Genomic DNA, 24,018 nt, shown 5'->3' on the forward strand with positions numbered 1-24,018 from the left:
AATAACCATGTCGTTGAATAATGAACACAATAAAAATTTAAAACACATGCATTTATTGCTAAACCCTGTGGCACGGTTGGTTAAATCAACCTTGCTAGTTGGGGTTGCTGGTACCTTTACGTTCTCAGCGTATGCTCAACAAGCACAACAACAAGAGCAGGCTGAAGAGGAAGCTGGGATTGAAATTATTAGCGTGACTGGCTCGCGTAAAACTATTCAAAACCAAATTTCAATTAAACGTGAAGCAACCACTGTTGTAGATGGTTTATCTGCTGAAGATATTGGCGATTTACCAGCACTTTCGATTGGTGAAGCGCTTGAATCAATTACTGGCGCAGCATCGCACCGAGAAAATGGCGGAGCTACAGAGATCACCATTCGTGGCCTTGGCCCCTTTCTAAGTGCCACGCATATCAATGGCCGAGAAGCAACTAATGGCAGTGGCGACCGCTCGGTTAACTTTTCTCAGTTTCCATCTGAATTAGTCAAGAAAGTGGCTATTTATAAAACCCAAGATGCCTCAATGATTGAGGGCGGAGTTGCTGGTGTAATTGCCCTAGAAACAGTACAGCCTCTGGATTTTGGTAAGCAGCGCCTGCAGGGTGAGGTAAAAGTAAACTATAACCCTGACGAAAGTAATGTTGATAATTCACTGCAAAGTGATGTTGGTTTTAGAGGCACATTTAGTTATGTGGATCAGTTTGAATTTGATGGTGGTCAAGCGTTAGGGGTGTCTTTTGGGCTACAGCGTCAAGATATTAGCCAACCTGAGGGCGAATACCGTAGTTCTAGTCCTACAGGATCATCTTTATGGGCATGTTTGAATGATCCTAATAATACCAATGAAGGCTTTTATCGCGGCGAAGCCGGTGATTGTGAGGATCAGGTTAGTGGCAGTAAAAACCAAGGTTATAATACGCAGATTGACCCAGAAACAGGCAATGCAATAAGTGCAGGAACACCCTATGCCTGGACCGGAAGTAGTCGTAGTTTTAGACAAAACGAAACATCAGATGAACGTGATGCGTTCTTCTTAGCGTTGCAATTTCAGCCATCGTCAACATGGGATATAAATTTTGATGCTCAGATATCTGATCGTATTCAGGCTGAGGCTCGCCATGATCTTATTTTTTTACAAAAACGTGCCACGCCCGGAGTTACAGGGCCTTCGTTGATCACAAATAATGTTGGTGGCATTTTACATTGGCAAGGTGAGGAGCGTATTGAGTCTGCTGGGGAGCAATTTTCTCGTGAAGAAAACTACCAAGGCTATGGCATTAATGTAGAGCACTATGCCACCGATAGATTAACCCTAAAATTTGATGTGTCGTACTCACAAACACAACGTGAGGAGCTACAGATCTCTAACCGAGGCCGTACTTCAAGCCGACCTTTTTTCTCTTGGGATATGGGTGAGCACATTCCGCATTTTAGCATAACGGACTTTGATGTTACTGATATCGCAAACTTTACAGACAGCTTACGCTCACGAATGGATCGTGAAAATGTACGAAAAAATGAAGTGGTTGCAGCACGTTTTGACTTTGATTACACCCTGAATGACAGTGCTTTTACAAGTATTCAGGGGGGAGTTAGAGCCTCTGAAATGAACTTTATCCAATTTGGTGGTAACCAAGGTAATGGTTCAAGAAGTGAATTTACGTTTTCTTCGGAGCAATCTGCAATTGATATTCTTGAAAGTTGTCAAATTGCTTTCCCTGAATCAGGCTTTTTATCGGGTGTTTCAGATGGTGATTTAATTACTCAGCTGGATAGTGACGGTAATGCAATTGCTAGCGGCTCATCTTGGGCAACCTATGATAATGTGTGTTTTGCTCAGGCACTTGCAGGAGACGACTATGCTTACCCCGAAGTTGAGTACATCAATGCAGGCACCAAAGATGTAACCGAAAAAACGACCTCAGCGTATCTGATGGCAAATTATGATACTGAAATGTTTGGTAAGTTTATTCGCGGTAATGTGGGTGTTCGGTTTGTTGATACTGACGTAACATCGTTAGGATTTAGAAATGAGTTTGAAATTGTTACTAACCCAGATGGTACCTTAACCCTTGCATCGGGTGATGCCTTAGAGCAGGTATCTGGAGGAGGCGGTTATACAGAACTACTGCCTAGCTTTAATCTAGTTGTTGACTATAACGAAGATATTTTAATTCGTGGTGGCATTTACCGTGGGATGTCCCGTGCCGATCCCTCAGACATGGGATATAGCCGTACATTCCAAACTGATGATGATGACGCACCAACCTCATTATCAGATTTAATAATAGGTGTTAATGGTTCGGGAAATCCTAATTTACAACCGTTGATGTCATGGAACTATGATGCAGCAATTGAGTGGTACCCAAATGAAGATGCGATATTTGCATTTGGTTTTTACTACAAGCAATTTCAGGGAGGCTTTCAACAGCAAACCGTTCTTGAAGAGTTTATTATTGATGGTGAGCGCTTTAGTTTACCAGTCACCAACTCAGTAACAACTAGTGATAAAAGCGATTTGTATGGCTTAGAAACATCTATTACTTATCGTTGGGACAGCGGCATAGGAATTAAAGTAGGCTACAACTACGCAGATACTGACTTTGAGTTTGAAGACAGTAACTATGGTGATACCTTTATTACCGATGTTGAAGGTAACACAACGCAATTAACACAAGGGATTGTGCCGCCGGGATCTGTGCCAGGGTTTTCTGAGCATGTATTTAGTAGCCAAGTGTATTACCAGATTGGTGATTTAGATACTGCTATCATTTATAAATATCGCAGTGAATATTTTCAACCATATACATCAAACGGTACACGTTTACGTTACGTAGATGCTGTGGGTACTTGGGAGATGCGTGCTTCATATAAAGTAAATAAACATGTAAAAGTTAAAGTTGAAGCAATCAATTTATTCGGTGCGCCTAAATCGCAAGATTTCTATACTCAAGGAAATCTTGGTGAAGTAAATGATTATGGTCCTCGCTTATTTGCAGGAGTAACATTTAAGTATTAACTGATTTTGTGAGAGTCAAAAGAGCGGATAGCCGCTCTTTTTTTTGCTTAAAACTAATTGGTTAACCAATTTTGTTGTGTTTATAAATGTTGGCTTAATGTTTGAGTAGTTGGCGAGTGTGTCTGTAAATGTGTTGTTTTTTTAAGTAATTGTTTTAATTGAGTTTGTTTTTTTGGGGCTTCTTCTATATTTATTGGTAATAACTATGTTGTGGTTTTTTTAAATAAAGTTATTACCAAAAGGTTGATCTTTTTTGTGGTGAGTGCAATTATTTGGTTAACCTTTTGTGGGGCAGTTAGCAATTTTACAACAACAATTATTTACATCATGCGTTTGAATACACAGGAAACACTATGAAACACACACTCTCTAGTATTACGTTAGCGATACTCTCAGCAAGTACACTCAATGTTGCATTTGCGCAGCAAGAACCAAGTCAAACAAAAACGGAAGAAGAATTTGAAGTGATTGAAGTCTCAGGAATTAGACAGTCACTTACTAACGCACTAGCGGAAAAGCGCTCAGCGGACAGTTTAGTTGAAGTCATTCAAGCCGTAGACATAGGTAAATTACCAGATCAGAACTTAGCTGAAGTACTAGAAAATGTTACTGGTGTTCAAATTACTCGCCAAGCAGGTGTTGGTACAGGTGTTCAAATTAGGGGAACTAATGCTAATAGAACAGAGATAAATGGTGTATCTACTGTTGGCTCAGGTTCAGGTCGCACGGGCATTAGCTTTGAAGATGTGTCTGCCTCAATGATTTCTGCTGTTGAAGTTATTAAGTCACCGGAGGCGAAGACCATCGAAGGCTCAGTAGGTGGAACAATTAATCTACGTACAATTCGCCCTCTACAACTCAATGAAACACTTGCTGCAATTCGTGTTCAAGGTGAAGATAGTAGTTTATCTACCGATGGTATGAAGCCTAGAGTCTCAGCATCATGGGGCGATAATTGGGAACTATCTTCTGGTGGTGAGTTTGGTGCTGTTTTTAGTGCAAGTTATGCGGAGCAGGATGTCACGGCTTTTAGACCTCGTGCAGATAGAGATAACTCTGTAGCTGCCGAGAGTGGAGCTCAAAGCGCTCAATCATTTGACTTTCTACCAATTCAGTTCTTGATCCAAGATTACGATAATTACGAGTCCGAAACCGTAAACTTTGCAGGTACACTCGAATGGGCGCCAAATGATAGTACAAAATTTTTCTTTGATGCTGTTGTAAATGATCAAGATCGCCGTCAAGAAAGCTCTCGTGTTCAGGCTTCTGGTGTGAGTGATCTTAGGAATGTATCTGTTCCAACGGAATTTGAAACGATTCATTTTGGCACCTTAGACGGTCAAGACCTTGGTAGTATTGAGGCTGCTCTAAAGGGCGTTATTCCAGTAGAAGATGGCGGAGCAGATCCAAATCTTCGATTCTCAAGTGATACAAACTCACGTCAAACTGATAGTCAGATTTTCCGTTTAGGCGGCCAGTGGCAAGGAGATGATCTATTTGTTAGCGTTGAAGCATCTACATCTCGTTCAGATTCAACGACTCCAAGTTTCAATACAACATTGAATTTTATTAACCCGAATGTTGCTACAAATGACTCTAATGAAAATGGAACCCCCTTTGAGTATGACTTAAGTGGTGGTGCTTTATCCTTTGGTATTGCCCAAAGTGAAGCAAATGCGCCAACCAGCTCACAGTTACTCGACCCTGCAAATGTCGTCTTACGCGATGTAAACCAAGGTCGTGACACAACTGAAAATCAAGAAGATGCATTTCGCACTGATTTTGTTTATTACCTCGACGGTATCGTTACATCAGTTGATTTTGGTTATCGTTACAACAAATCTACAAGTACTTCAGACCAAATTCGCAACAATGTTGGTCTTCGTAAAATGGCTGACAGCCCATCGGGTGACCTATTCGCAGAACTTTTAGTTGCTGGCCCAGATAATTTTAATGCTGCAGATGGCCGCAAGCTATACATTAAAGATTTTTTACTTATTAACCCTGAATTAGCAGGTTCAAATCCAGACTACGTATTAAGCGTTTTAAATGATGCAATTGCGGCTAATAATGCCATTACCGGTTCTGATCGCGCACCAATCAGCTCGCCAACTTCACAAGTAAGTGCGTTTTTTGATATTGAAGAAGTTACTCATGCTTTGTATGCACAAGCTAATTTTGAGTACGAAATGTTTAGAGGCAATATCGGTGTTCGATATTTACAGACAGATATTACCTCTGTAGGTAATTCTGTCACTGTTGATGATGAAGGGAACCAAGTAGTATCGCAAATTGTTTCTGAAGCAGATTATGATTTTATTTTACCGCGCCTTAACCTAAGCGCGAATGTCTCTGAGGATGTGATTGTTCGTTTAGGGTGGTCAAAGGATATTCGTCGTCCAGATTACGATGACCTATCGACTTCAGTTTCATATAGCACAAGTCCGAACAGCGCGGTGTCAATTGGCAACCCAGGTCTTGAGCCAGAGGAAGTAACTTCGTTTGACATCTCTACTGAGTGGTATTTTGCCCCTTCAGCATTAGTGAGTGTTGGCTACTTTCATAAAAAACGAAAAGATTTACATGTAACTCGACAAGTTGACCCTTATGAAGACCCAGCTACAGGCTACCGTGATACCACAGGACCTGTTTGTGAAGAAGGTGGTACTTTTAATCCGATCGCCGATATTAATGTATTTGGCCCGGAACCAGGGGTTGGGCTTTGTGTGCCAACACAAACTACGATTAATGATTCAGATACGCGAACACAGCAAGGTGTAGAACTGGCATTTCAATATGACTTGTCAGAGTTTGAGAATGATTTAGGTTGGGCTTCAGGTTTTGGCGTCATGGCTAACTATACCTATCAAAAGTCTTCTGGAGGAGAGGCTATAGATACGGCTACGAGTAGAGCTAATGCCATTTTCGCATTAACAACGGGTATTGAAGATATTACCGTTTCTGCTAAGCAGCCATTAATTGATCTTTCTGAAAACGCGTATAATTTTACTTTATATTATGAAAAATATGGGTTTTCAGCTCGTGCCCGCTACACGTGGCGTGAAGGTTATCGTTCAGAAGACTTTGGTAGTACATCAAGCTATCCGTGGGGTTTCCCGGTTGTTCAAGAGGATCGTGGACAATTAAATGCGAGTGTTAGCTATGATGTGACAGAACAACTTAATTTAGCTGTTGAAGCAGTGAATTTAACTGAGTCAGAAGTTAGCCAATCATGTGTCAATGAAGGGGCTTTACTTTGTTATCAAGGTTTAACTGACCGCCGTATTACATTTGGGGTAAGTTATAAATTCTAACAGTTCGATTTAGAAAAAAAGCAAGCTGAGTAGCTTGCTTTTTTTATATTTAATTAGGGGTGTTTGAAACTTTTTAAGAATCCGCCTTAAAGTTTTGCTTATCTTTATTGAGTTAAATGTGAGATCGAATACAAACCACGAGTCTCATTCGTTTTTCTTCTGATCTCTTCAAGTGCTTTCTTTTCACTTGCCGCAAATAGTGAGTTAATTAAACGATTAAAGTGGTTGTGCATTGCTTTACGAGCCGCAGATGAATCCTTATTCGCAATTGCCTCGTAAATACTTGTGTGCTCTTGAAGGCGTTGCTCATCACTTTGCGAACAAACATCTTCATAGGCAGCGATTATTTGTGGCTCAGAACGTCTTAATTTCCATAAGTTCTGAATAGACATCACAATGGCATTATTTCGAGTCGATTTAGCAATAATTTCATGAAAACGCTGATCAGCTTCAATTGCCATATCGGGCACTTTCATATCTTCTAAACTTTGCTTTAGCGCAGCAAGTTCTGGTTCTTGAATTGTCGCAGCTGCTAATGCTGCTGCTTCAGCTTCAACCAAAGCACGAGCTTGGGTTAGCTCAAATGCACTGATTGGTTGATCTACAGTCTCTACTTTGCAGTTATCGGTAACAAATACACCAGAGCCAGTTTTAACTTCTACACGGCCACGAACTTCTAACGCGATAATTGCTTCACGTATTGTTGGTCGGCTTACTTGATGAGTGTCGGCTAATTCGCGTTCTGCAGGTAAGCGACTCCCTACAGGGTAGATCCCACGATCTATCTGAGACTCTAATTTATCAACAACGGTCCAAAAACGTCTCCGTCTTTTCATTATATCTCTCCCGATCTTCAAATTAGTCATAACTATAAAAACGATTTTGAGTCTTAGATAACTAATGCGAAGAACGCTTATTAATTGGTAAGTTTTCTGGTAAAACAATAATTATAATTGGTAAATTACATACCTAAGCTAATCTTGTCAATTTGCTTTTATAAATAACTGAAAGTGCTGATAGGTAGTGGACTTTTCAATACACAAACTGATTCTAAATTTTAGTAATTGGCAATAATAAAACCGGAGCAATCAATGCAAAACTATGAAGGGTATCTTTTTGATATGGATGGCACATTGGTTAATTCTGAGCCGCTTAAAGCAAAAGCTTTAGCAATGACATGCTTAGAATTTAACGTAAAAATCAAAGCTGAAATATATAAAGAAGTAATGGGGCAAAGTTGGCAAGCTGTACTTGAATATATTTTTAGCCACGCAAAAATTAGCAAAGTACCAGAAAGCTTCAACCCGTGCTTTGAAAAAAACTACAAAACGTTATTGAGAGCAGAGCTAAAATTAAATAATGGAGCTAAAAGGCTCTTAAACGATGTTAAGAAAAATGAAAAAAAATGTGCTTTAGTAACCTCAGCGTCGCAGTGGATGGTCGATACTGTTTTATCATTAATAAATTTAGAGGATGTTTTTGATGTGATAATTACTAATGAACAAGTGACAAATTTAAAGCCTCACCCAGAAGCGTATCAACTCGCATTAAAAAAATTAGCTATAACCAGTAAACAAGCCATTATTTTTGAAGATTCTAGGTCTGGAGTAATTGCAGCACAAGCAAGTGGCTGTGAAGTAATAGGCTTTCTGCATAACTATAATCAAAAGCATAATCTTGCGGAGTTAGTCCCGTGTATTGATAGCTTTAACAACTATAGTTTGACTGACAGATAGATAAGTGTCGCCTACGAAGACGACACTGTTCTAAATAAGGTTTAAAACTTATAAGTCAGGGTGAGGCTACCGTTTGTTGGTGCGCCATAATAACCTACAGTTTGCAAGCTATTGATGTACTGCTCATCAGTAATATTATTAACGTTAGCCTGTACTGCAACTTGGTCATTAATATTCCAACGTGCGAAGGCGTTTAGCAGCGCGTAACTACCTTGCTTAACATTGTAATCAGTGCTTTCGATTTTAGATTGCCAACGGCCATTTAAACCAACCACCACTGCATCTGTTAGTGCATAATCCACTGTTACACCGACAACATCGCGAGGTGCCCATTTATTAGTGTCATCACCATTTTCATCTGTAACATCAATATGCGTATAAGATGCAACGATATTCATAGCATCGGTGATTTTACCTGTAACTTCAAACTCATAGCCTTCTGACTCGATAGACACGCCTTCATAGTAATAAATACCATCTTCAGTCAGGCCTGCGTATTGCGCAAAGTTATCTTGCTCAGCAGTAAAATAAGCAAATGTTGTCATTAGAGCATCATCAAACCAAGAAGCCTTAACACCGGTTTCAAAGTTAGTGCCTTTGGTAGGTGCTAAGTATTGGCCGTTGTAATCAGCTTGTTCTTGCGGCTGATAAATATCTGAGTAACTGGCATATAGGTTTAAATCGTCGTTTAACTTATAGGTAAAACCGACATATGGGCTTGTCTCGCTTTCGTCATTATCGATTGATGCACCGGCATTCATACCTGAGCGTTCAAATTCAATAGCGTTAAAACCAACCACGGTAAATAATTTATCAGTAATATTTAACTGAGCAGAGCCAAAGTAACGGGTTAGCTTTTGTTCAATATCTGAATACAGAACCGGCGTTAACCATTCAGGTTCTGGGATCGCATCTAAATCGTACGGGAACGCAGGCGTTGGTCCATAAGCTGGTGTATTTGCAAAATCAAACGGGTGTTGATACATCACATCATCACTTTTTGCATGGCTTACCCCAAAGCTTGCTTGGTGCTCTTTACCAAACAATTCAAAGGCACCAAATGCTTTGATTTCAAATAAATCAGCATCTACTTCGCTGTCGTAACGACCCGGCCAACCACTTAGGCCAAGATTGGTGTCTTTATCAATGCTGCCGCTGGCATAAAATAGTTTGTCTTGCTCTTCAAAGCCACGGAAGTTGTAGCTCGCTTGAAGTTGCCACGCGTTTGCAAAAACATAGTTGTATTCAACAAATGCAGAGGTGTTAATGGTGTCCCACATTGTCCATTCTTGGGTGGTTGTGTCGCTTTCGTCCCATTTAGCTTGTGTGCCATCTGTGTAGTTATAAACAAGGCCGCCCCAAGTATTGCCATCGGTGTCTGCATCTTGATATGAATATCCCACAGTAACCGTTGAGTTATCTGTAAGCTGACCATCTACTACCGCAGAGAAAAACTCGCGGTTGTTTTCAAGTCCATCGAGATATGACTCTTTATCTTCAGCTGCAGCCACAAAGCGTGCAGCCCAACTACCTGATTCGGTTAATAATAGTGAATAGTCAGCTTGTAGACGTTTAAAATCCCAAGAGCCAACAGAGACACCGATTTCGCCGCTGTTTTCGTTTTTAGGGCGTTTGCGCACATAGTTAAGCGTACCCGAAGCATTACCTACACCAGTAAGTAAGCCATTGGCACCACGAATAACTTCAATTTTTTCATAGCCGTACGCTTCCATTGCGCCAGTGACAATACCCCAGTCATTCGGTAAGCCAACACCATCGATTTGTGTATTCTTAATTTCAAAACCACGTGATGTATAGTTAGTACGGTTAGTTTCCCATTCTTCAACATTGATACCAGGTGCTAAGCGTAAAGCATCATTGACGTTAAAAGCAGAGTAATTTTTTAATTGCTCAGCAGAGATCACACTAATTGATTGCGGAGTTTCATCAATTTCGAGCGCTAAACCTGTCGCGCCTTCACTAATACGGTTCTGACGTATGCCAACAATTTCGATTTTTTCGACATTGGCTTCTGTTTCAGTTATTTGCTCTGCATAGCTGATTTGAGGGTAAAGTGTATAAGCGATGGCTGCGGCTACAGGCAACTGGGTGAACTTCATTATGATCTCCAAGGGGTTATGATTTTTATTATTTTAATTGGTATTCAATACGGCATTTTGCTTACGATACGAATTAAAATAATATTTTTATTTGTAATATAATAACTTTTCAAAATGTATCACAAGTGATAACTATTATCATTATTTATTTGCGGTATTTTTGCGTTTTTTGGGAAGGTGGGTGAGGGCTGCTATTACGCAGCCTTCACTAAAACTTACTGTGCCTTTCCAAGGCATAGTGCAGTTAATAGGCCTATCAGGAGGAAGCTTGCAATGGCGATGAAAACACCTGCAACTACACCATAAATGAGTGTTAGTAATATTGTTGCAATAATTAGTAAACACGGTGATAAGAGGTTATAGGTTCTTATTGTGCTTCTAAGCAGTAAATTACTACCTAAAAGTAATATTATTGCGGCAATAAGGAGAAGTAAGTTCATACTGTTAACTCCTGTTCTAACTTTTTCGTTTTAGAGATATCTTGAATATTCACTTTACAAAAAGCGCCATATAACACGGTAAAGCCGATTACAAAAAAGCTCATATCAACGACACTCACTAACAGGTTAGCTGCGCTAAAAGCGTGACTGGATGAAAGTATTAGATTAAGAGGTAAGATGGCCGAACATGCTACACCAATGACAATAAGCGTGATTTGTAAAAAGCGCTGATAGTTCAACGGTAATAGAGCCAATAAAGACCATACTAACCAGCTATAAAAGAATAATGGAGCAAATACCTTGTTATGCAAGGTACTATCGACCAGGTTATTTAATAGTATTTGAGCAGGGAATAAAATAGCACACGCTAATACAAGGCCACCGCAAGTACCAATAATAACTCTGTTCCAGCGCTGATACGCTTGTTGACTGAGTGTGGGGTTATTGCCCCGACTGCGTTTGGCAAGCCACATCATCATACCTGATAGCGGTAACAACGCAGTGCTCAGCCCTAGCAATACCCAAACTAATTTAACAAACAAGCCTGCAAAATTACCAAAATGAAGCGGAAACAATAACTCTAGTACTTTGATTGATGCCCCTGGTATATCGCCAAAACTGCTCATTGATTTTACAAACTCACCAGAGCCATGGTATTTCAACAATTGTGAAGCCACTTGCTCACCACCAATTAGTCGCATGTAGACTTCTGCATTTGCATCATTATGCGCCATTATAGTGAGATCAATTATCTTTGCTTTTGGGTAGCGTACTTGTGCATCTAGCAAAATGGCATTTATATCTGTGGCTTGAAATTGTTCGCTGATAATGGGTTCTGGAATGGCGGTGAACTTTTCAATCAATTTCTCTTGATCGCCGCCAAAGCTAACAAATGCCGCTGCGGGTAGCAAAATAACGGTAGCAAGCCCTAAAAAAGCACCTGTAAAACCAATGACTGCATGGAATAAGCTGCCCCAAATCCCCATAATTTTATGGCCATCGTTAATAATGACATCAAGCGGTTTTTTGCGCCTAAATGTGAATAGCTCCTTAAAAAATTGTCGATGTATAAATAAACCAGTCACTGTAGAAACAAGCAACGTTAACCCTAAGAATCCGGTTAAAATTAAGCCTATAGGTCTACCTAAATGTAGGTCTGCATGAAAATGCCCGATAAATGATGGGGCATCTGTTTTTCTGTGTTCGTAAAAGTAACCCGTTGCCCCATAGTATTCATTCACTAATTGATAATTACGCGGATCAAACTGATAAGCATAAGCAGCCGCTTCGCTGTAGTTTTCATCTCCATGGTGTGATTCAAACAATACGGTTAGTAAATGTGTATTGTGCCCCGTTGGTAAATACACATGAATATTTTCGCCAAACTCTTTCGGTACAGTTTTATGGTATGTATTTATTATATCTGTGATTTTTTCGCTTGGAAGTGTACTGAGTTGATGTAGCTCTGGATTCGCCCAAATCTTTAGTTCTGGGCGGCTTAACACTGCTAACGCACCAGTGAAGCAAACAATAAACAGCAAGATGGCAGTCACTATACCGACCCAGCTATGCATTAAGAAAAGTTTTTTCAAGCTGATTGATTTCATGACTGCCCCCCAGTCAATGCTAAGTAGCTCAGACCACCATGACTTATCAAAATAAATACCATCAATGCAAAAGGGTGCCACGCTTTTTCAGCCATATAGGCATAGATAAACAAGGCTGTCCAAATTAAAGGAAACAACATTATTGGAATAAGTATTTGTTCTTCAATCGCAAATGGAAGGTATGTTGTCATTCCTGGGATCATTACAATCGCAGTCAGCAAGGCAAGTAAACAAGCCATAAAATGGCGCCGCTTAGTTGCAGAGAAGGTGTGGTTTTTAGTCATTTTTATGCCCCTCAAAAAGGCGGCCTTAGCCGCCGCATTTTATTAAAAGCTTACTTCGAAACGAATACTCGCGGTTCTTGGTGAGCTTAATGTTTGATTGTTAAAACCAGCTGGTTCAAGTGCAACGTATTGTTCATCAAGTAGATTCTCGATTAGTGCATAAACGCCATAATTATCCCATTGATAACCAACTCGCGTATTTACTAACCAGTAGGCTTCATTTCGTGGATCAATAAAAATGCTGTCACTTGTTTCTTTGGGAATCGACAAGCGTTGTGAGCTTCCTGTATAGCTTGCATTGATATTTGCAACGAAACCTTGTTCGTTAAAGTAATCTAAGCCAACAAGTGCAGTCCACTCTGGTGCCCCAGCGAAAGGACGGCCTTGGTAATCTTCGTCTGAGCCATTGACGTCAGTAACAAACTCATCAATTTTGGTTTTTGAATAACCTAACCCACCATAAAAGTTAAGGTTATTTGTAAGTTCATAACTAATTTCTGTTTCAAAGCCTTGAACGTGTGATTTACCGACATTGCGAGTTTCTCTATCGTATTGATTACCTGATAGATAAACCGCAATTTGTTGGTCGGTCCAATCAAGGTAGAAAATATTGGCGTTGACTACTAACTTTTCATCTAACCAGACTGAGCGAAATGCAAGTTCATAATTCCATGTATACTCAGGATCAAAAGTAAATGGTGTCGCTTTTGCTACATTGGTGCCGACACCGCCTGAGCGATAGCCTTTTTGTACTGTGAAGCTTGTAGAAATATCTTGATTGAAGCGGTATGTTGCCCCTAGCTTTGGTAGCCATGAGTCAAAGTCAGCATCCTCTACAGGCTCATCCCCTGATGCGCCATCTGCCATTGCAAAAAGCTGCTGGTTAATACCGGCTACCAATTGGGCAAGCATAGGGTTGGTTGCGAAGTCTTCTGGGTTTGGCAGTACAGCTTGAGTTTGCTCTGTGATATAGATGTCTGCAATTGTACCGTTGGCTTGCTCTTCTTTGTCGTAACGAAGTCCGGCAAATATATCCCAGTTGTCGTTAACTTCATAAGTAAAATCAGCAAACAATGCTTTAGTTTTTACTCTTTGAATGTAATCAGAGTTTTGGCTAATAAAAACAGGATCTGCTGCGGCATAAAATTGCAGTACTTGATCAGCTAATGCTGCAGGTAAACCTAGACCACCGAATTCAGCCGGTGCAGTTAATAATGAACGCACACCTAAATCTGCAAATGTAATGCCTCGCTCACCACCACTACTATCAAAAACATCAAGATCTGAATAATAGAAGCCAATCAAACCAGAAAGTTTATCGCCATCATAAGTAAATCGCAGCTCTTGTGTTTTTGTTTCGTCTTTTCTTACATCTGTTAGAGTCGATTTTGGTGGATTCATACTCGCATCACCATCCCACTCATAACCATAGGCAGCGTCAGAGTAAGTAGTGATAGATGCAAATGACCATTGATCATTAAGATCGTAATCAAGGTTTAAAATGTATAAGTCAGTATCTGTCCATTCATAAGTCGGCGAATCTAAGTATACGTACCTGTCTTTGTAGATATCATTAATAGGGTAGTCTTGATGACCACTTTCAACCATAACCCAGTCGATACCTTTGTCATTTTCGCTGTGCATAAAACTAAATTGTGCTTCAAATTCAGGTAATGCAGAGGGGGTATAACGCAGCTTCGCACGATAAAATTCGTTGTTATCAAAGTCAGATTCTTTGCCTGTTGCAACATTAGTATTGTAGCCATCAAAGTCACGTTTTTCACCGCTAACACGAAATGCTAACTCGTCTTCAATTAAGCTGCCACCAAAAGCAACAGCGGCCTCTTGTGTACCATACTCGCCAACCCCTAAGCGACCTTTAAAATCAAATTCATGCATAGCATCACGAGTTTTCATTACCACTGCGCCTGCTAAAGAATTACGCCCTTGCAAAGTTGATTGCGGACCTCGTAATATCTCGACTTGGCTAATATCCCATGTTGAGAAGCCGCCTTGTTGCATCATTCGATAAGACACAGGGGCACCATCAATATAGACACTTGCTAGCCCACCAGAGCCGCCGCCAGTGACATTAAATGCATCGATTCCACGAATATTAAACCCAGCACCATCGGTGCCTGATGTATTAGGTGTTCGCGCTAATACATCGTAAAAATCATTTAAGTTTTCACGCTCTACTGTTTGACTCGTTATCACGGCAACACTTGCTGGTGTTTCTTGTAAGGTTCGGTCTATTTTTTGCCCTTTTACAACAATTTTTTCAATGTTGGCGTCATCCGCAGACACAGCCGGAGAAATAATAGTGCTGGCTATGGCAATAGCGAGAGCCGTTTTTTTTAGAGAGGTCATTGCAGGTTTCAATTGGTTTTACAAATGTTAATTATTTTTATTTGCATTATATAGGTGAGCTTTTGATTAACAAGTCTTAAGTAGAGTAAAATATCTAATAATTATCATTTTTTACCAAAAAATGTGTAATAACCGCGTTTAAGTAAACGCTCTTCCTTTTTTGGGAACGGATAGAGAGTAAGGCTAATTAGAAATAAAAAAGGCGCCCTGAGGCGCCTAAATTTAGGGGTTATTTTCTGCGGATACTAAAGTTATCAGGACCTCTACTTGTAATAGATTGAACAAGGCTTACTTCCTCAATATCTATTACTATTACCTGCTCTTTGGTATGGTTGATCTCTTCATCCTCAGATTGTTCCTCGTGTATCAGGTAGAAATGCTCACCAATTTGGCCACCGTTATGATCTATATCTGCTTGATGTAAGCTATATTGCTTATTACCAGCACGAGTCTCAAGAGTACCTGTTGTGCCTGAGCCAGGAAGAATTGCAAAATAAGCAACACGTTCATTCCAATGACCTTCATTTAAAGTATCTTGTTCAAAAAATGCGGCACTAAAACCTGTATTATTTAAGCTTGTAACTCGCGTATATACGGTATGTGGGCCATTAAAGGTTTGTGTTTGCAAAAATACATGTGGTTTTGCAGTAAATTCTTTGCTAAACACAATATCTTTAAATTCTTTTGTACCATTTAGAGTAAAGGTACCAATTTCAACGATAGTGCCATCGCTCATTGTGTAACGACCTTCGTCCATAGTTAAAAAGTCAAACGACTCAATATGAGGGTGACCATTGCCATTTTGCAGATATTGCCACTCTTGGAAAGATACTGAATAACCCACAGGTGTTACATCAGTTAAACGGTTTGTACCACCGTGTTTACCATTAAATGTCGGTGCCGAAGTAAATACCGCAGGAGCTATAAATTCTTGGTTGCCAAAGTCATAGCTCTTCCAGTTGCTATCAAGCTGTTTAATCACTGCTTCTGAGTAGTAAGGGATTAATTCACTTGGTAATGAGCAACTAGGTTCTACATCACATGCCACAGCATTAAGCGTATTGGTCGTTAAGTCGTTAATGCGAACTGGCAATGTTGCAGCAAGACAGGTTTCGCCTGAATATGGATTTAAGCGGTATAGCTTTGATTCGTTCTTATCGCCATGGTCGTTGATGACAGAGCGGCTGATCACAAGGTCGCCATTTTTATTAACAGTCGCACCACCTACCGCGATTAAATCGTGTTTTGAAAGCTCTGTAGCCATAAAGCTTGTGCGGTCAATACTATAAACTGAGGTTGAGGTTATTAGCAAAAGCTCGCCATTTTTAACGACTAAATCAGCGCGGCTCAAGCCCTCAAGGTCGCTGTAATCAGCTAATACAGTTGCTTCGCCTGTGGTTTTATTAATGCTATAAAGCTTGGTAAAACTTACTGCAAGTAATGAATCAGAGCTTGCATCATATGTCATACCAATTACAGATTTAGTTGTTCCAACCACAACATGTTCACCTGTAACATGATCTAAATAGGCTAAGCGACTATATTTGAATTTATCGGCACGAATTGGTAGGTGAGAATACTGCTCATCACTAACATCTAGATGGTTTACATCAACTTTGTACTCTAACGGAATGGGTGATGAAGCATAGTAGGTACGATTTGTTGAGGCATCATAAGCAATGGCTGCAGAACTAAATTGGGCGATTGAGTGTGCTGTAGCCGACTTATTTTGCTCGTCAAGGCTAAATACAACACCGGTTTCACCACGGCCTGAGTTCATTGCAAAAATTTCGCCTTGGCAGCTAGCAGCCACAGTATTTGTTACAGCTAATGTAGTTGCAACTGCAAGGCTTGAAAGTAACAAGTTAGTTTTTATCGACATAAGTAAATCCCACGATTAGGTTTATTACGACACAAAGAGATAAGACCACTTTGTATTAATAGTGAGCATTATAGTGAGCCACTTCACTTTACGAATGCCGATAAAAGCTGTTTTTGAGTCTAAAGCTCAATCTTTAAGTATTAAAAAATGTATATAAAGTGTTAAATTACCTATTTTTCTGACTTTTCTGATCTTCAGAATTGCTTGACATCGAACTGCCAACCGAAGCGGTAATCACTAATAAAATGGCCAGCCATTGCCATACACTTAAAAATTCAGAGAGGATTATAAAACCAGCCAATGCTGCGATCGCAGGCTCTAAACTCATCATGATGCTAAAGCCTTGGGCGGGCATATTGCGAAGTGCCACCATTTCTAACGTATAGGGTAGTGCGCTAGACATAATAGCTACTAAAATACCAAGTGGTAATACTTCCCAACTCAATAATGCAGCGCCTTGCGAAACGGCGCCGTAAGGCACAAGCACAATCGCGGCGACGCTCATCCCCATGGCTACAGTCATCCCGCCAGAGCCTTGGTTTCCAGTTTTTTTGCCAAACAATATATAAAACGCCCAACATGCACCTGCTGCAAGGGCTAAAATAACACCAACAGGGTCGAGGCTGTCTTCGCCTTTCATGTCAGGTAGCAATAAAATAATGCCAGCAATGGCGCAGGCTACCCAAAACAGATCGCGCTTTTTACGAGATGAAAGTAGGGCAACTGCAAGGGGGCCAGTAAACTCCAGAGCAACACCAATGCCTAAAGGAATGCGCTCAATCGCGTAATAGAACAGGATATTCATGCCACCTAAACTCAGTCCATAAACGATGATCGGCATGCGTTGCCCTATCGGCGGAAAAGCTCGCCAAGGCTTAAAAACCAGGCACAAAATAGCAGCTGAAAAACCTAATCGAAGTGCTGTGGTACCTTCAGGGCCTATTAAAGGGAATAATTGCTTTGCAACAGAGGCACCAGATTGAATGGTAACCATTGCAAGAAGCACGCAAATAACAGCAATAAAAAACGGTGGAATGGTGCGCTGCATCACTGTCCTTATGAAAGTTAATAGTTCAAGTTTGCGGCGATTCTACTGATGTTTTGAGGGAGAAGAAATGTTTTTCGTTAAACAGACACAGATTTTCGATAAAGCAAAATTATGGGTATCAAATTGCTTTGATACCCATAAAGAGAGTGCTTAACTTTGTCCTGCTTGTTCAAAGGTCGGCATGATGGTTTGCGTGGCCTGTTTTTGCTGCTGGCGTTTTGCCACTTTAAAGAAAGTAGCCGCAAAAATAGCAGCGACAATATCAACTAAATAGCTTGAGTAAAATAGTGAATTGGTGTCGCTGGCAAGTTTTACTAGCGTAGATAACACCATTAATGCACACAGACTTGCGAGTAAATAAAACCCAACCGTGGTTGCCTTTTGCACAGGTTTTAAGAAGCTATATATTACAAAAACAAAAAAGGCTGCATAGTAACTGTATAGGGTAGCGTAGTTTGTGTTGCTAACAAATGCAGGTAGCCATTTGGCAGCGACGAGTGTAAAAGCAACGGCAATCATAGACCCTAAACAAACGCCAATGGTGAGTTTTGCCATAAACAAGGTACTGCGTTTATTAGGATTTTTTTTGAAGCGTTTGTCTATCCACAATAAATTACCTGAATAGAATAAGAAGGCGCCAAGTAATCCCATAATGAAGTAACCCCAACGACCCCAGTCTCCTCCATAGGTGCCAAAATGAAGTGAGAAAATACTGGCAACCATGTTACCCCACACTGCATCTTCGCCTTGCGGGTAGCTTGAGTTAACCACTTCTAGTGTGTACGGGTTCATGAATAGGTAATCAGTATCTGGTCCACGCACTACCGCATTATTGTTACTCATCATAAACACCGCAGAAGGTGATGCTGAATTTAAATTACTATAGCGAATATGGATTGGCTCATAGCCGGGGGCATAGTTTTTCGCTGCGAGTACTTGCTCATCAATGCGTGGCAAGTTTTCAATATGAAAACTTTGCGCCGCAGGCGTAGGGCGCTGAAATAGCGGCTTACCATCATAAAATTGTGCTAAACCACCATAAATAAAATCATGAAATGCAAATACCACCACGGTAAAAGCAATGACTAAATGAAATGGTAAACTGGCTATACCGACAAGGTTATGGCTATCAAGCCAAAATCGACTAGGCCCTTTTTCTTTTCGCAGTGCAAAAAAAGTTTTAACTAATGTCGGCAGTAAAATAATCACTCCTGAGACCAAAGCTAAAAAATACAAAATACAGGCAATACCAAGAATATACACCCCTGATTGATCATGACCAATTTCGCCTATAAAGCCTGCTGTACGGTGTAAATAATCAACTAAATCAGCAAGTTCATTTTCGGTTTGTACGCTGACGTTTAAACTGCCATCAGCATTTAGGTGGGCGAAGTTCAGTTGTTTATCAAGCTCCATGCCTCGGGCATTGCCTTTGATATACCACGAAAGAGGCGCATTTGGGGTATGTAAATCGAGGTTAAAACCTTTGGCCAGTTGCTCACTATGTTCATTAATTGCAGTATCTACAAGCTTTTGGTAGTCATAACTAGAGCTGGTGACTTTAGGAGCTTGAATGGGGGCAGCCCATTGCTGAAGTTCGTGTTTGAACATGGTCAAGCTGCCAGCATAAAAACCTATGAATAGTACTAAACCTGCAATGATGCCTGTCCATGTGTGTACTCCTTGATAGGTGCGAAGAATATCCGATCTGACTTTCATAATGCGTTCCTTAGCATAAAAAATACGCCATAAAGCAGCACAGTTAACCCACCAAGTACAAGCCAAGCTTGCTTTGCTGAGTTGAACAAATAACTAAAACTAAAAATGGTTAGCCAAACCGGCGTGATCATCCACATGTTAAATTGCACTTTATCGCGAGCATCAATGCCTCCAGGGCCATACCAAGCAAAAAAAGCAACGAAAATAAATGAAAGTGCTAGCCCTAAAATTGTACCTGCTAGCGTTTTCCCTAACCAAGTTGGTTGGCGTTTAGCTGAACTTGTCATGAGTTATCCTTTTCTTTGCAGCAGGCTCGCAAAAGGGAGCAGCATCAACATTAGCATCACACTAAAGATGATGTAGAACACGGCCGCTGTGACTGAGAATTGTTGAAGGGCAAGTATTGATGCGCAAATAGTTAACGCAATTGAAAGTAATCGCCATTGTTTTTTAATTGGTTTTTTTAAGAATCGCTGCTGTTTTCTGGTGCAATATAAAATACTGACAGCGAAAAAGATAAGCAGAGTAACAGTAAAAATGAGCATGAGATTATAGTTGTAGTAAACGTTAAATCTCATTGTAAATGATAACTAAACTCAATTGCAATAACATTAAGCTTGTGTTAATTTCCTAGCGTTTTTTATCAAACGCAATTTGTTTAATTCTAATAATCTCTTACGGGGAAAGGACATTGGCTACAGCATTTAAACTTAATTCACTCACCAAAGTTATGCTTGCATCATTACTTGTTACGCAAGGCTCAGCGTGGGCCGACGATGATCAAAACAGTCGAAAATCAATGGATACCATTGTTGTTACAGGTGAAAAAACTGAGAAGTCACTTAAAGAGACGATGTCGTCAGTGGCGGTTGTTGATAAGTCGCTATTAGAAAACGGCCAACTTGCATCTATATCTGAAGCGCTGTCAGAAATGGCGAACGTTGTTGTGTTAACGGGCTCGGTGCCAGATATGCGAGGTGTGTCTGGTAATGGTGGCGCAACGGGTTTTAACTCATTTAGTGGTGGTTCAAAGGCTCGTGTTTCAACCTTAATCGATGGTGTAAGCCAGCCGTTTGTAGCTGATTTAACTGGTGATACGGGTCTGTGGGATGTAGAACAAATTGAGGTTTACCGAGGGCCGCAATCAACCAGCAATGGTCGTAATAGTATTGCGGGTGCTGTCTACATGACAACTAAAGCGCCAACTCAAGATTTTGAAGGCGCTGTGCGCGTCGGTTATCGCAACCAAGATAGCTATCTAGACACTGCCGCAGTGGTATCAGGAGCGTTAGTTGAAGATGTATTAGCATTTCGTTTATCAACTCAGTACGTTGATGGCGAAACATTTTCAAATCCGCCGGTATACGAAACAAACCCAACTGATCGTGAGTTAAACAAGTTAAATACCAGTAGCACACGCGCTAAATTACTTTACACACCAAGCCAAGATTTAGCAGTACAGCTAACATATTCAACTTATAGTGAAGAGGGTAACTCGGGTCGTAAGTACTTTTTAGCGGATGAGCCATTTGATTATGAGCCACTATATCAACGTATTATGGATACTGAATCTGACACCACGCAAGTGAATGTTGATTACAAAATTAACGATGATTTTTCGCTAGATGTTTTAGTTGCTTATATGGATTATAAATGGGGCTTTGAAGCATACGAGCCACTTGAAAGCGCAGAATCTGATGTATCAATGGATGAGAGTAACATCACTGTCGATACCAAATTGAACTTTGGTTTAAGCAATGATTTTTACTCTGGTTTTGTGGGTCTTGCCTATTTTGATCGCGACCAAGACTTTGAAAGTGTAGGTGCAACCAACTATTACGGTGACGATAGTAGTAAATCGACGGCAATATATGGTGAAACAAGCTTTAACTTAAGTCGCGATTTCACATTAACAGCGGGTCTGCGCATTGAGCGTGAAGAACAATTACGTAATTTTAATATGACATTTCGTGGTGATATGCTGGTTGAACAACTTGATAACTCTCACACACTGCGTTTACCAAAGCTCGCGATTCAATATGACATTAGCGACGAAACGACTTTATTTGCTAGTGCTCGTCGTGGTTACAATGCAGGGGGCGGCGCCCTTGATTTTACCGCAGAAGATTATTACTACTACGATGAAGAAACGGTTAATACCTATGAAATTGGCTCACGCAGCGTTTTAAATAATGGCGATATTAATATTAGTGCCAACGTGTTTTACAACAACTTCAACGGTTATCAAGCGCTAAGCTCTGAGCGTAAAATCACTAATATCGAAGATGCTCATAGCTATGGTTTAGAAGTTGAAGCTTACAGCATGCTGGGCGAACAGTGGCAATTACATGGCGGTTTTGGTTTATTGAAAACTAAAATAGATGAATCAATTGCGTTCCCAGAAGCCGTTGGCAATGAACTAAATTCTGCGCCGGAGTTAACCGCGAGTTTGGGTGTATCTCACTGGTTTACTGATAGTTTAAAAGTAAATTTAAGTGCTAATTATGTTGATGAGTTTTATGGCGATTTAACGAACACTGAAGAGCGCGTTGCAGGTGATTACACCATTACGCGTTTATCGATGAGCTACGATACCGAACAGTGGCTGATCAGTGCTTTCATCAACAACGCCTTAGATGAAGAGGCGTATACTGCAAAAGAGCCTGCTAGTGGCCGTTACCCACAAGGCTACGTTGCAGTTGTAAACCCACAAACAATCGGTGCATCTGTTACTTACCGATTTTAAATAAACTAATCGCTAGTCGCTGAGCAGAACCAGCGACTAGCCCAATTTAAAGCGGTTAATCTGCCCGTTTAAGTTATTTGCTAAGTTAGCCAATTTGCTTGAAGAATCTGAAATACTTTGTGTTTGTTGCTGCGACTGACGACTTGTATCTTGGACTTCGTTTAAACGCTGGGCTATTTCTTCGGTCACTTGAGATTGCTGCTCAGATGCAGAAGCTATGGTCATATTGGCATCAGAAATCGCTTTTGCTTGAAGGCTAATTTCATCAAGCATATGGCCTACTTTTTCTGAATTGAGCACCGCCTCTTTAATTTGCGCATCGCTTGAACGGATCCTTTGCGTTACTGCATTGGTTGCAGATTGTAATGAGTCAATTTTATCTTGGATCTCAAGGGTTGAGCTCTGTGTGCGACTAGCCAATGTTCTTACTTCATCAGCAACCACTGCAAATCCTCTGCCTTGTTCACCCGCTCTTGCGGCTTCAATTGCAGCATTCAGTGCTAGTAAATTAGTTTGTTCGGCAATGTTACTTATTACACTTAAAATAGCAGTGACTTCATTTACTGAGGCTTCCAGTTGATTAAGATCTGTTAGCGATTTGGTTAAGGTGTCGGCCACTGACTCAACAGAGCTTACCCCTTGTTGGACAACCTGTAGGCCTTCTTTGGTTTTTTGATTAGCAGCGGTGGCACTGCTTGCCGCTTCTGCACAGTTTTGAGAAACCTCTTTAACGGCCGTTGAGTTTTCATAGACTGAGCTTGAAATTACCTCAATAGCTTGGCTTTGAATATCATTGAGTGTTTTAGCTTGCTGTGATATTTCATCTAAACTTTTCGCTGCCACTTGTGCTTGCTCTGATTGATTATGTATTTCTTTTAGAAGCTGGGAGAGCTTATCAACCATAATGTTGAAGCTGACCGCAAGTTGGCCTATTTCATCATCAGCTTTATGGTCAATATAGCGAGAGAGATCTCCTTCAGAGATACGCTTGGCCTCATTAATTAAAGCATGAGTTGCTTTAATCACTTTTTTCTCTAATTGCCAATAACACACTATCAAGGTAGCAATGATGGTTAGAACTAAAGCGGTGCTAACTAGGCTTAAAGTTACCACACGGTCATGATTATTTTTTACCTCTGCTGCACTTTTTTCCTCAATTGAATTTAAAAAGGCCTGTACAGGCTGCTGAATTTTCTCAACTTCGGCCATGTAAGCATCGTTGGTTAAAAGCCTAATAGCTTGCACCCATCTTTTATGCTCGCTGACGGTTAAGTTGTTAGTATCTCGACCAAGTAAATCACTGACTAAGCTAAATGCTTTTTCTTCTGTTTCGACTAGTTTGAGTGATAAGTCGTTGGATTTTTGTAATAAAGCCAAATCATCGGTAGCGACATTAAAGGCTTTTAAGCGCTGCACATAGTTTTTTTTCTGACCATTGAGCCAAGCTGCTTTTCCTTGAATTTGGTCAACAAGATGATGGTATTCAACTTCATAGCGAGGATCTAAGGTTACGACATGTTGACGAGCAAGCTCAGTAAGGCGAATCGAATTTGAAGATGAAAACTGAGCAAGATGGCTTAGCTCATAACGCTGTTGAGCCGACTCCATACTCTCATCTTGGCCTGATTGTAAAAATAAAATAATGAAGAGAAGTCCGGCTGCAAGGGTAATGGTTGCTGCGAAAACGGTTCTGAGTAAAAAGCTTATAGTCAAAGTATTACCCTTCATATTGA

The 24,018-nt window shown here is 40.5% G+C and carries 14 protein-coding genes; 4 read left to right on the top strand and 10 right to left on the bottom strand.

Annotation, left to right across the window (positions count from 1 at the left end):
- Positions 1 to 7 precede the first annotated feature (7 nt).
- Positions 8 to 3,019 carry a TonB-dependent receptor gene (locus CWC02_RS11275; protein WP_138618300.1) on the top strand — a complete coding sequence of 1,004 codons (3,012 nt, stop codon included), beginning with the start codon at positions 8 to 10 and terminating at the stop codon, positions 3,017 to 3,019.
- Positions 3,020 to 3,372: 353 nt separating this feature from the next.
- Positions 3,373 to 6,333: a TonB-dependent receptor gene (locus tag CWC02_RS11280; protein ID WP_054553976.1), complete on the top strand. Its 2,961-nt coding sequence runs from the start codon at positions 3,373 to 3,375 to the stop codon at positions 6,331 to 6,333.
- A 104-nt stretch (positions 6,334 to 6,437) separates the two neighbouring features.
- Here CWC02_RS11280 and CWC02_RS11285 read toward each other — a convergent pair whose 3' ends face one another.
- Positions 6,438 to 7,169 carry a FadR/GntR family transcriptional regulator gene (locus CWC02_RS11285; RefSeq protein WP_054553975.1) on the bottom strand — a complete coding sequence of 244 codons (732 nt, stop codon included), beginning with the start codon at positions 7,167 to 7,169 and terminating at the stop codon, positions 6,438 to 6,440.
- Between the two features lie 255 nt (positions 7,170 to 7,424).
- Between CWC02_RS11285 and CWC02_RS11290 the strand changes: the two genes are divergently transcribed.
- Positions 7,425 to 8,069, top strand: coding sequence for an HAD family hydrolase (locus CWC02_RS11290; RefSeq protein WP_138618302.1), 645 nt, complete (start codon positions 7,425 to 7,427; stop codon positions 8,067 to 8,069).
- A gap of 41 nt (positions 8,070 to 8,110) precedes the next feature.
- Here CWC02_RS11290 and CWC02_RS11295 read toward each other — a convergent pair whose 3' ends face one another.
- The 8 genes from CWC02_RS11295 to CWC02_RS11330 form a co-directional block, all read right to left on the bottom strand.
- Positions 8,111 to 10,189: a TonB-dependent siderophore receptor gene (locus CWC02_RS11295; RefSeq protein WP_138618304.1), complete on the bottom strand. Its 2,079-nt coding sequence runs from the start codon at positions 10,187 to 10,189 to the stop codon at positions 8,111 to 8,113.
- Positions 10,190 to 10,625: 436 nt separating this feature from the next.
- Positions 10,626 to 12,236: a PepSY-associated TM helix domain-containing protein gene (locus CWC02_RS11300; RefSeq protein WP_138618306.1), complete on the bottom strand. Its 1,611-nt coding sequence runs from the start codon at positions 12,234 to 12,236 to the stop codon at positions 10,626 to 10,628.
- Positions 12,233 to 12,520 carry a hypothetical protein gene (locus CWC02_RS11305; protein ID WP_138618308.1) on the bottom strand — a complete coding sequence of 96 codons (288 nt, stop codon included), beginning with the start codon at positions 12,518 to 12,520 and terminating at the stop codon, positions 12,233 to 12,235. Before CWC02_RS11305 ends, CWC02_RS11300 begins: the two co-directional genes overlap by 4 nt.
- Before the next feature lie 42 nt (positions 12,521 to 12,562).
- A complete protein-coding gene (locus CWC02_RS11310; protein ID WP_138618310.1) occupies positions 12,563 to 14,890 on the bottom strand; it encodes a TonB-dependent receptor in 2,328 nt (775 codons plus the stop codon).
- 229 nt (positions 14,891 to 15,119) lie between these two features.
- On the bottom strand, positions 15,120 to 16,772 hold the full coding sequence (locus CWC02_RS11315) for a hypothetical protein (RefSeq protein WP_138618312.1): 1,653 nt from the start codon (positions 16,770 to 16,772) through the stop codon (positions 15,120 to 15,122).
- A 166-nt stretch (positions 16,773 to 16,938) separates the two neighbouring features.
- Positions 16,939 to 17,820 carry an EamA family transporter gene (locus tag CWC02_RS11320; RefSeq protein WP_138618314.1) on the bottom strand — a complete coding sequence of 294 codons (882 nt, stop codon included), beginning with the start codon at positions 17,818 to 17,820 and terminating at the stop codon, positions 16,939 to 16,941.
- Between the two features lie 150 nt (positions 17,821 to 17,970).
- On the bottom strand, positions 17,971 to 19,539 hold the full coding sequence (locus tag CWC02_RS11325; protein ID WP_138618316.1) for a PepSY-associated TM helix domain-containing protein: 1,569 nt from the start codon (positions 19,537 to 19,539) through the stop codon (positions 17,971 to 17,973).
- Entirely contained in the window at positions 19,536 to 19,826 is a 291-nt protein-coding gene (locus CWC02_RS11330) for a hypothetical protein (protein ID WP_138618318.1), read from the bottom strand. Before CWC02_RS11330 ends, CWC02_RS11325 begins: the two co-directional genes overlap by 4 nt.
- A gap of 443 nt (positions 19,827 to 20,269) precedes the next feature.
- Here CWC02_RS11330 and CWC02_RS11335 point away from each other — a divergent pair, with 443 nt between their 5' ends.
- Positions 20,270 to 22,285, top strand: coding sequence for a TonB-dependent receptor (locus CWC02_RS11335; protein ID WP_171043842.1), 2,016 nt, complete (start codon positions 20,270 to 20,272; stop codon positions 22,283 to 22,285).
- Positions 22,286 to 22,321: 36 nt separating this feature from the next.
- On the opposite strand, the gene CWC02_RS11340 is transcribed toward CWC02_RS11335, so the two are convergent.
- The gene (locus CWC02_RS11340) at positions 22,322 to 23,998 is read right to left on the bottom strand and encodes a methyl-accepting chemotaxis protein (protein WP_171043839.1); all 1,677 of its coding nucleotides are present in this window, start codon (positions 23,996 to 23,998) and stop codon (positions 22,322 to 22,324) included.
- Positions 23,999 to 24,018 lie beyond the last annotated feature (20 nt).

The sequence above is a fragment of the Pseudoalteromonas sp. S2721 genome (genome assembly GCF_005887425.1).
GTDB classification, from domain to species: Bacteria; Pseudomonadota; Gammaproteobacteria; order Enterobacterales; family Alteromonadaceae; genus Pseudoalteromonas; species Pseudoalteromonas simplex.

Excerpts from the sequence above, each read along its gene's own strand:
- CWC02_RS11300 (WP_138618306.1), bottom strand. The coding sequence starts at position 12,236 with ATGAAATCAATCAGCTTGAAAAAACTTTTCTTAATGCATAGCTGGGTC.
- CWC02_RS11305 (WP_138618308.1), bottom strand. The coding sequence starts at position 12,520 with ATGACTAAAAACCACACCTTCTCTGCAACTAAGCGGCGCCATTTTATG.
- CWC02_RS11285 (WP_054553975.1), bottom strand. The coding sequence starts at position 7,169 with ATGAAAAGACGGAGACGTTTTTGGACCGTTGTTGATAAATTAGAGTCT.
- CWC02_RS11310 (WP_138618310.1), bottom strand. The coding sequence starts at position 14,890 with ATGACCTCTCTAAAAAAAACGGCTCTCGCTATTGCCATAGCCAGCACT.
- CWC02_RS11275 (WP_138618300.1), top strand. The coding sequence starts at position 8 with ATGTCGTTGAATAATGAACACAATAAAAATTTAAAACACATGCATTTA.
- CWC02_RS11315 (WP_138618312.1), bottom strand. The coding sequence starts at position 16,772 with ATGTCGATAAAAACTAACTTGTTACTTTCAAGCCTTGCAGTTGCAACT.
- CWC02_RS11325 (WP_138618316.1), bottom strand. The coding sequence starts at position 19,539 with ATGAAAGTCAGATCGGATATTCTTCGCACCTATCAAGGAGTACACACA.
- CWC02_RS11280 (WP_054553976.1), top strand. The coding sequence starts at position 3,373 with ATGAAACACACACTCTCTAGTATTACGTTAGCGATACTCTCAGCAAGT.
- CWC02_RS11290 (WP_138618302.1), top strand. The coding sequence starts at position 7,425 with ATGCAAAACTATGAAGGGTATCTTTTTGATATGGATGGCACATTGGTT.
- CWC02_RS11335 (WP_171043842.1), top strand. The coding sequence starts at position 20,270 with ATGCTTGCATCATTACTTGTTACGCAAGGCTCAGCGTGGGCCGACGAT.
- CWC02_RS11330 (WP_138618318.1), bottom strand. The coding sequence starts at position 19,826 with ATGACAAGTTCAGCTAAACGCCAACCAACTTGGTTAGGGAAAACGCTA.
- CWC02_RS11320 (WP_138618314.1), bottom strand. The coding sequence starts at position 17,820 with ATGCAGCGCACCATTCCACCGTTTTTTATTGCTGTTATTTGCGTGCTT.
- CWC02_RS11295 (WP_138618304.1), bottom strand. The coding sequence starts at position 10,189 with ATGAAGTTCACCCAGTTGCCTGTAGCCGCAGCCATCGCTTATACACTT.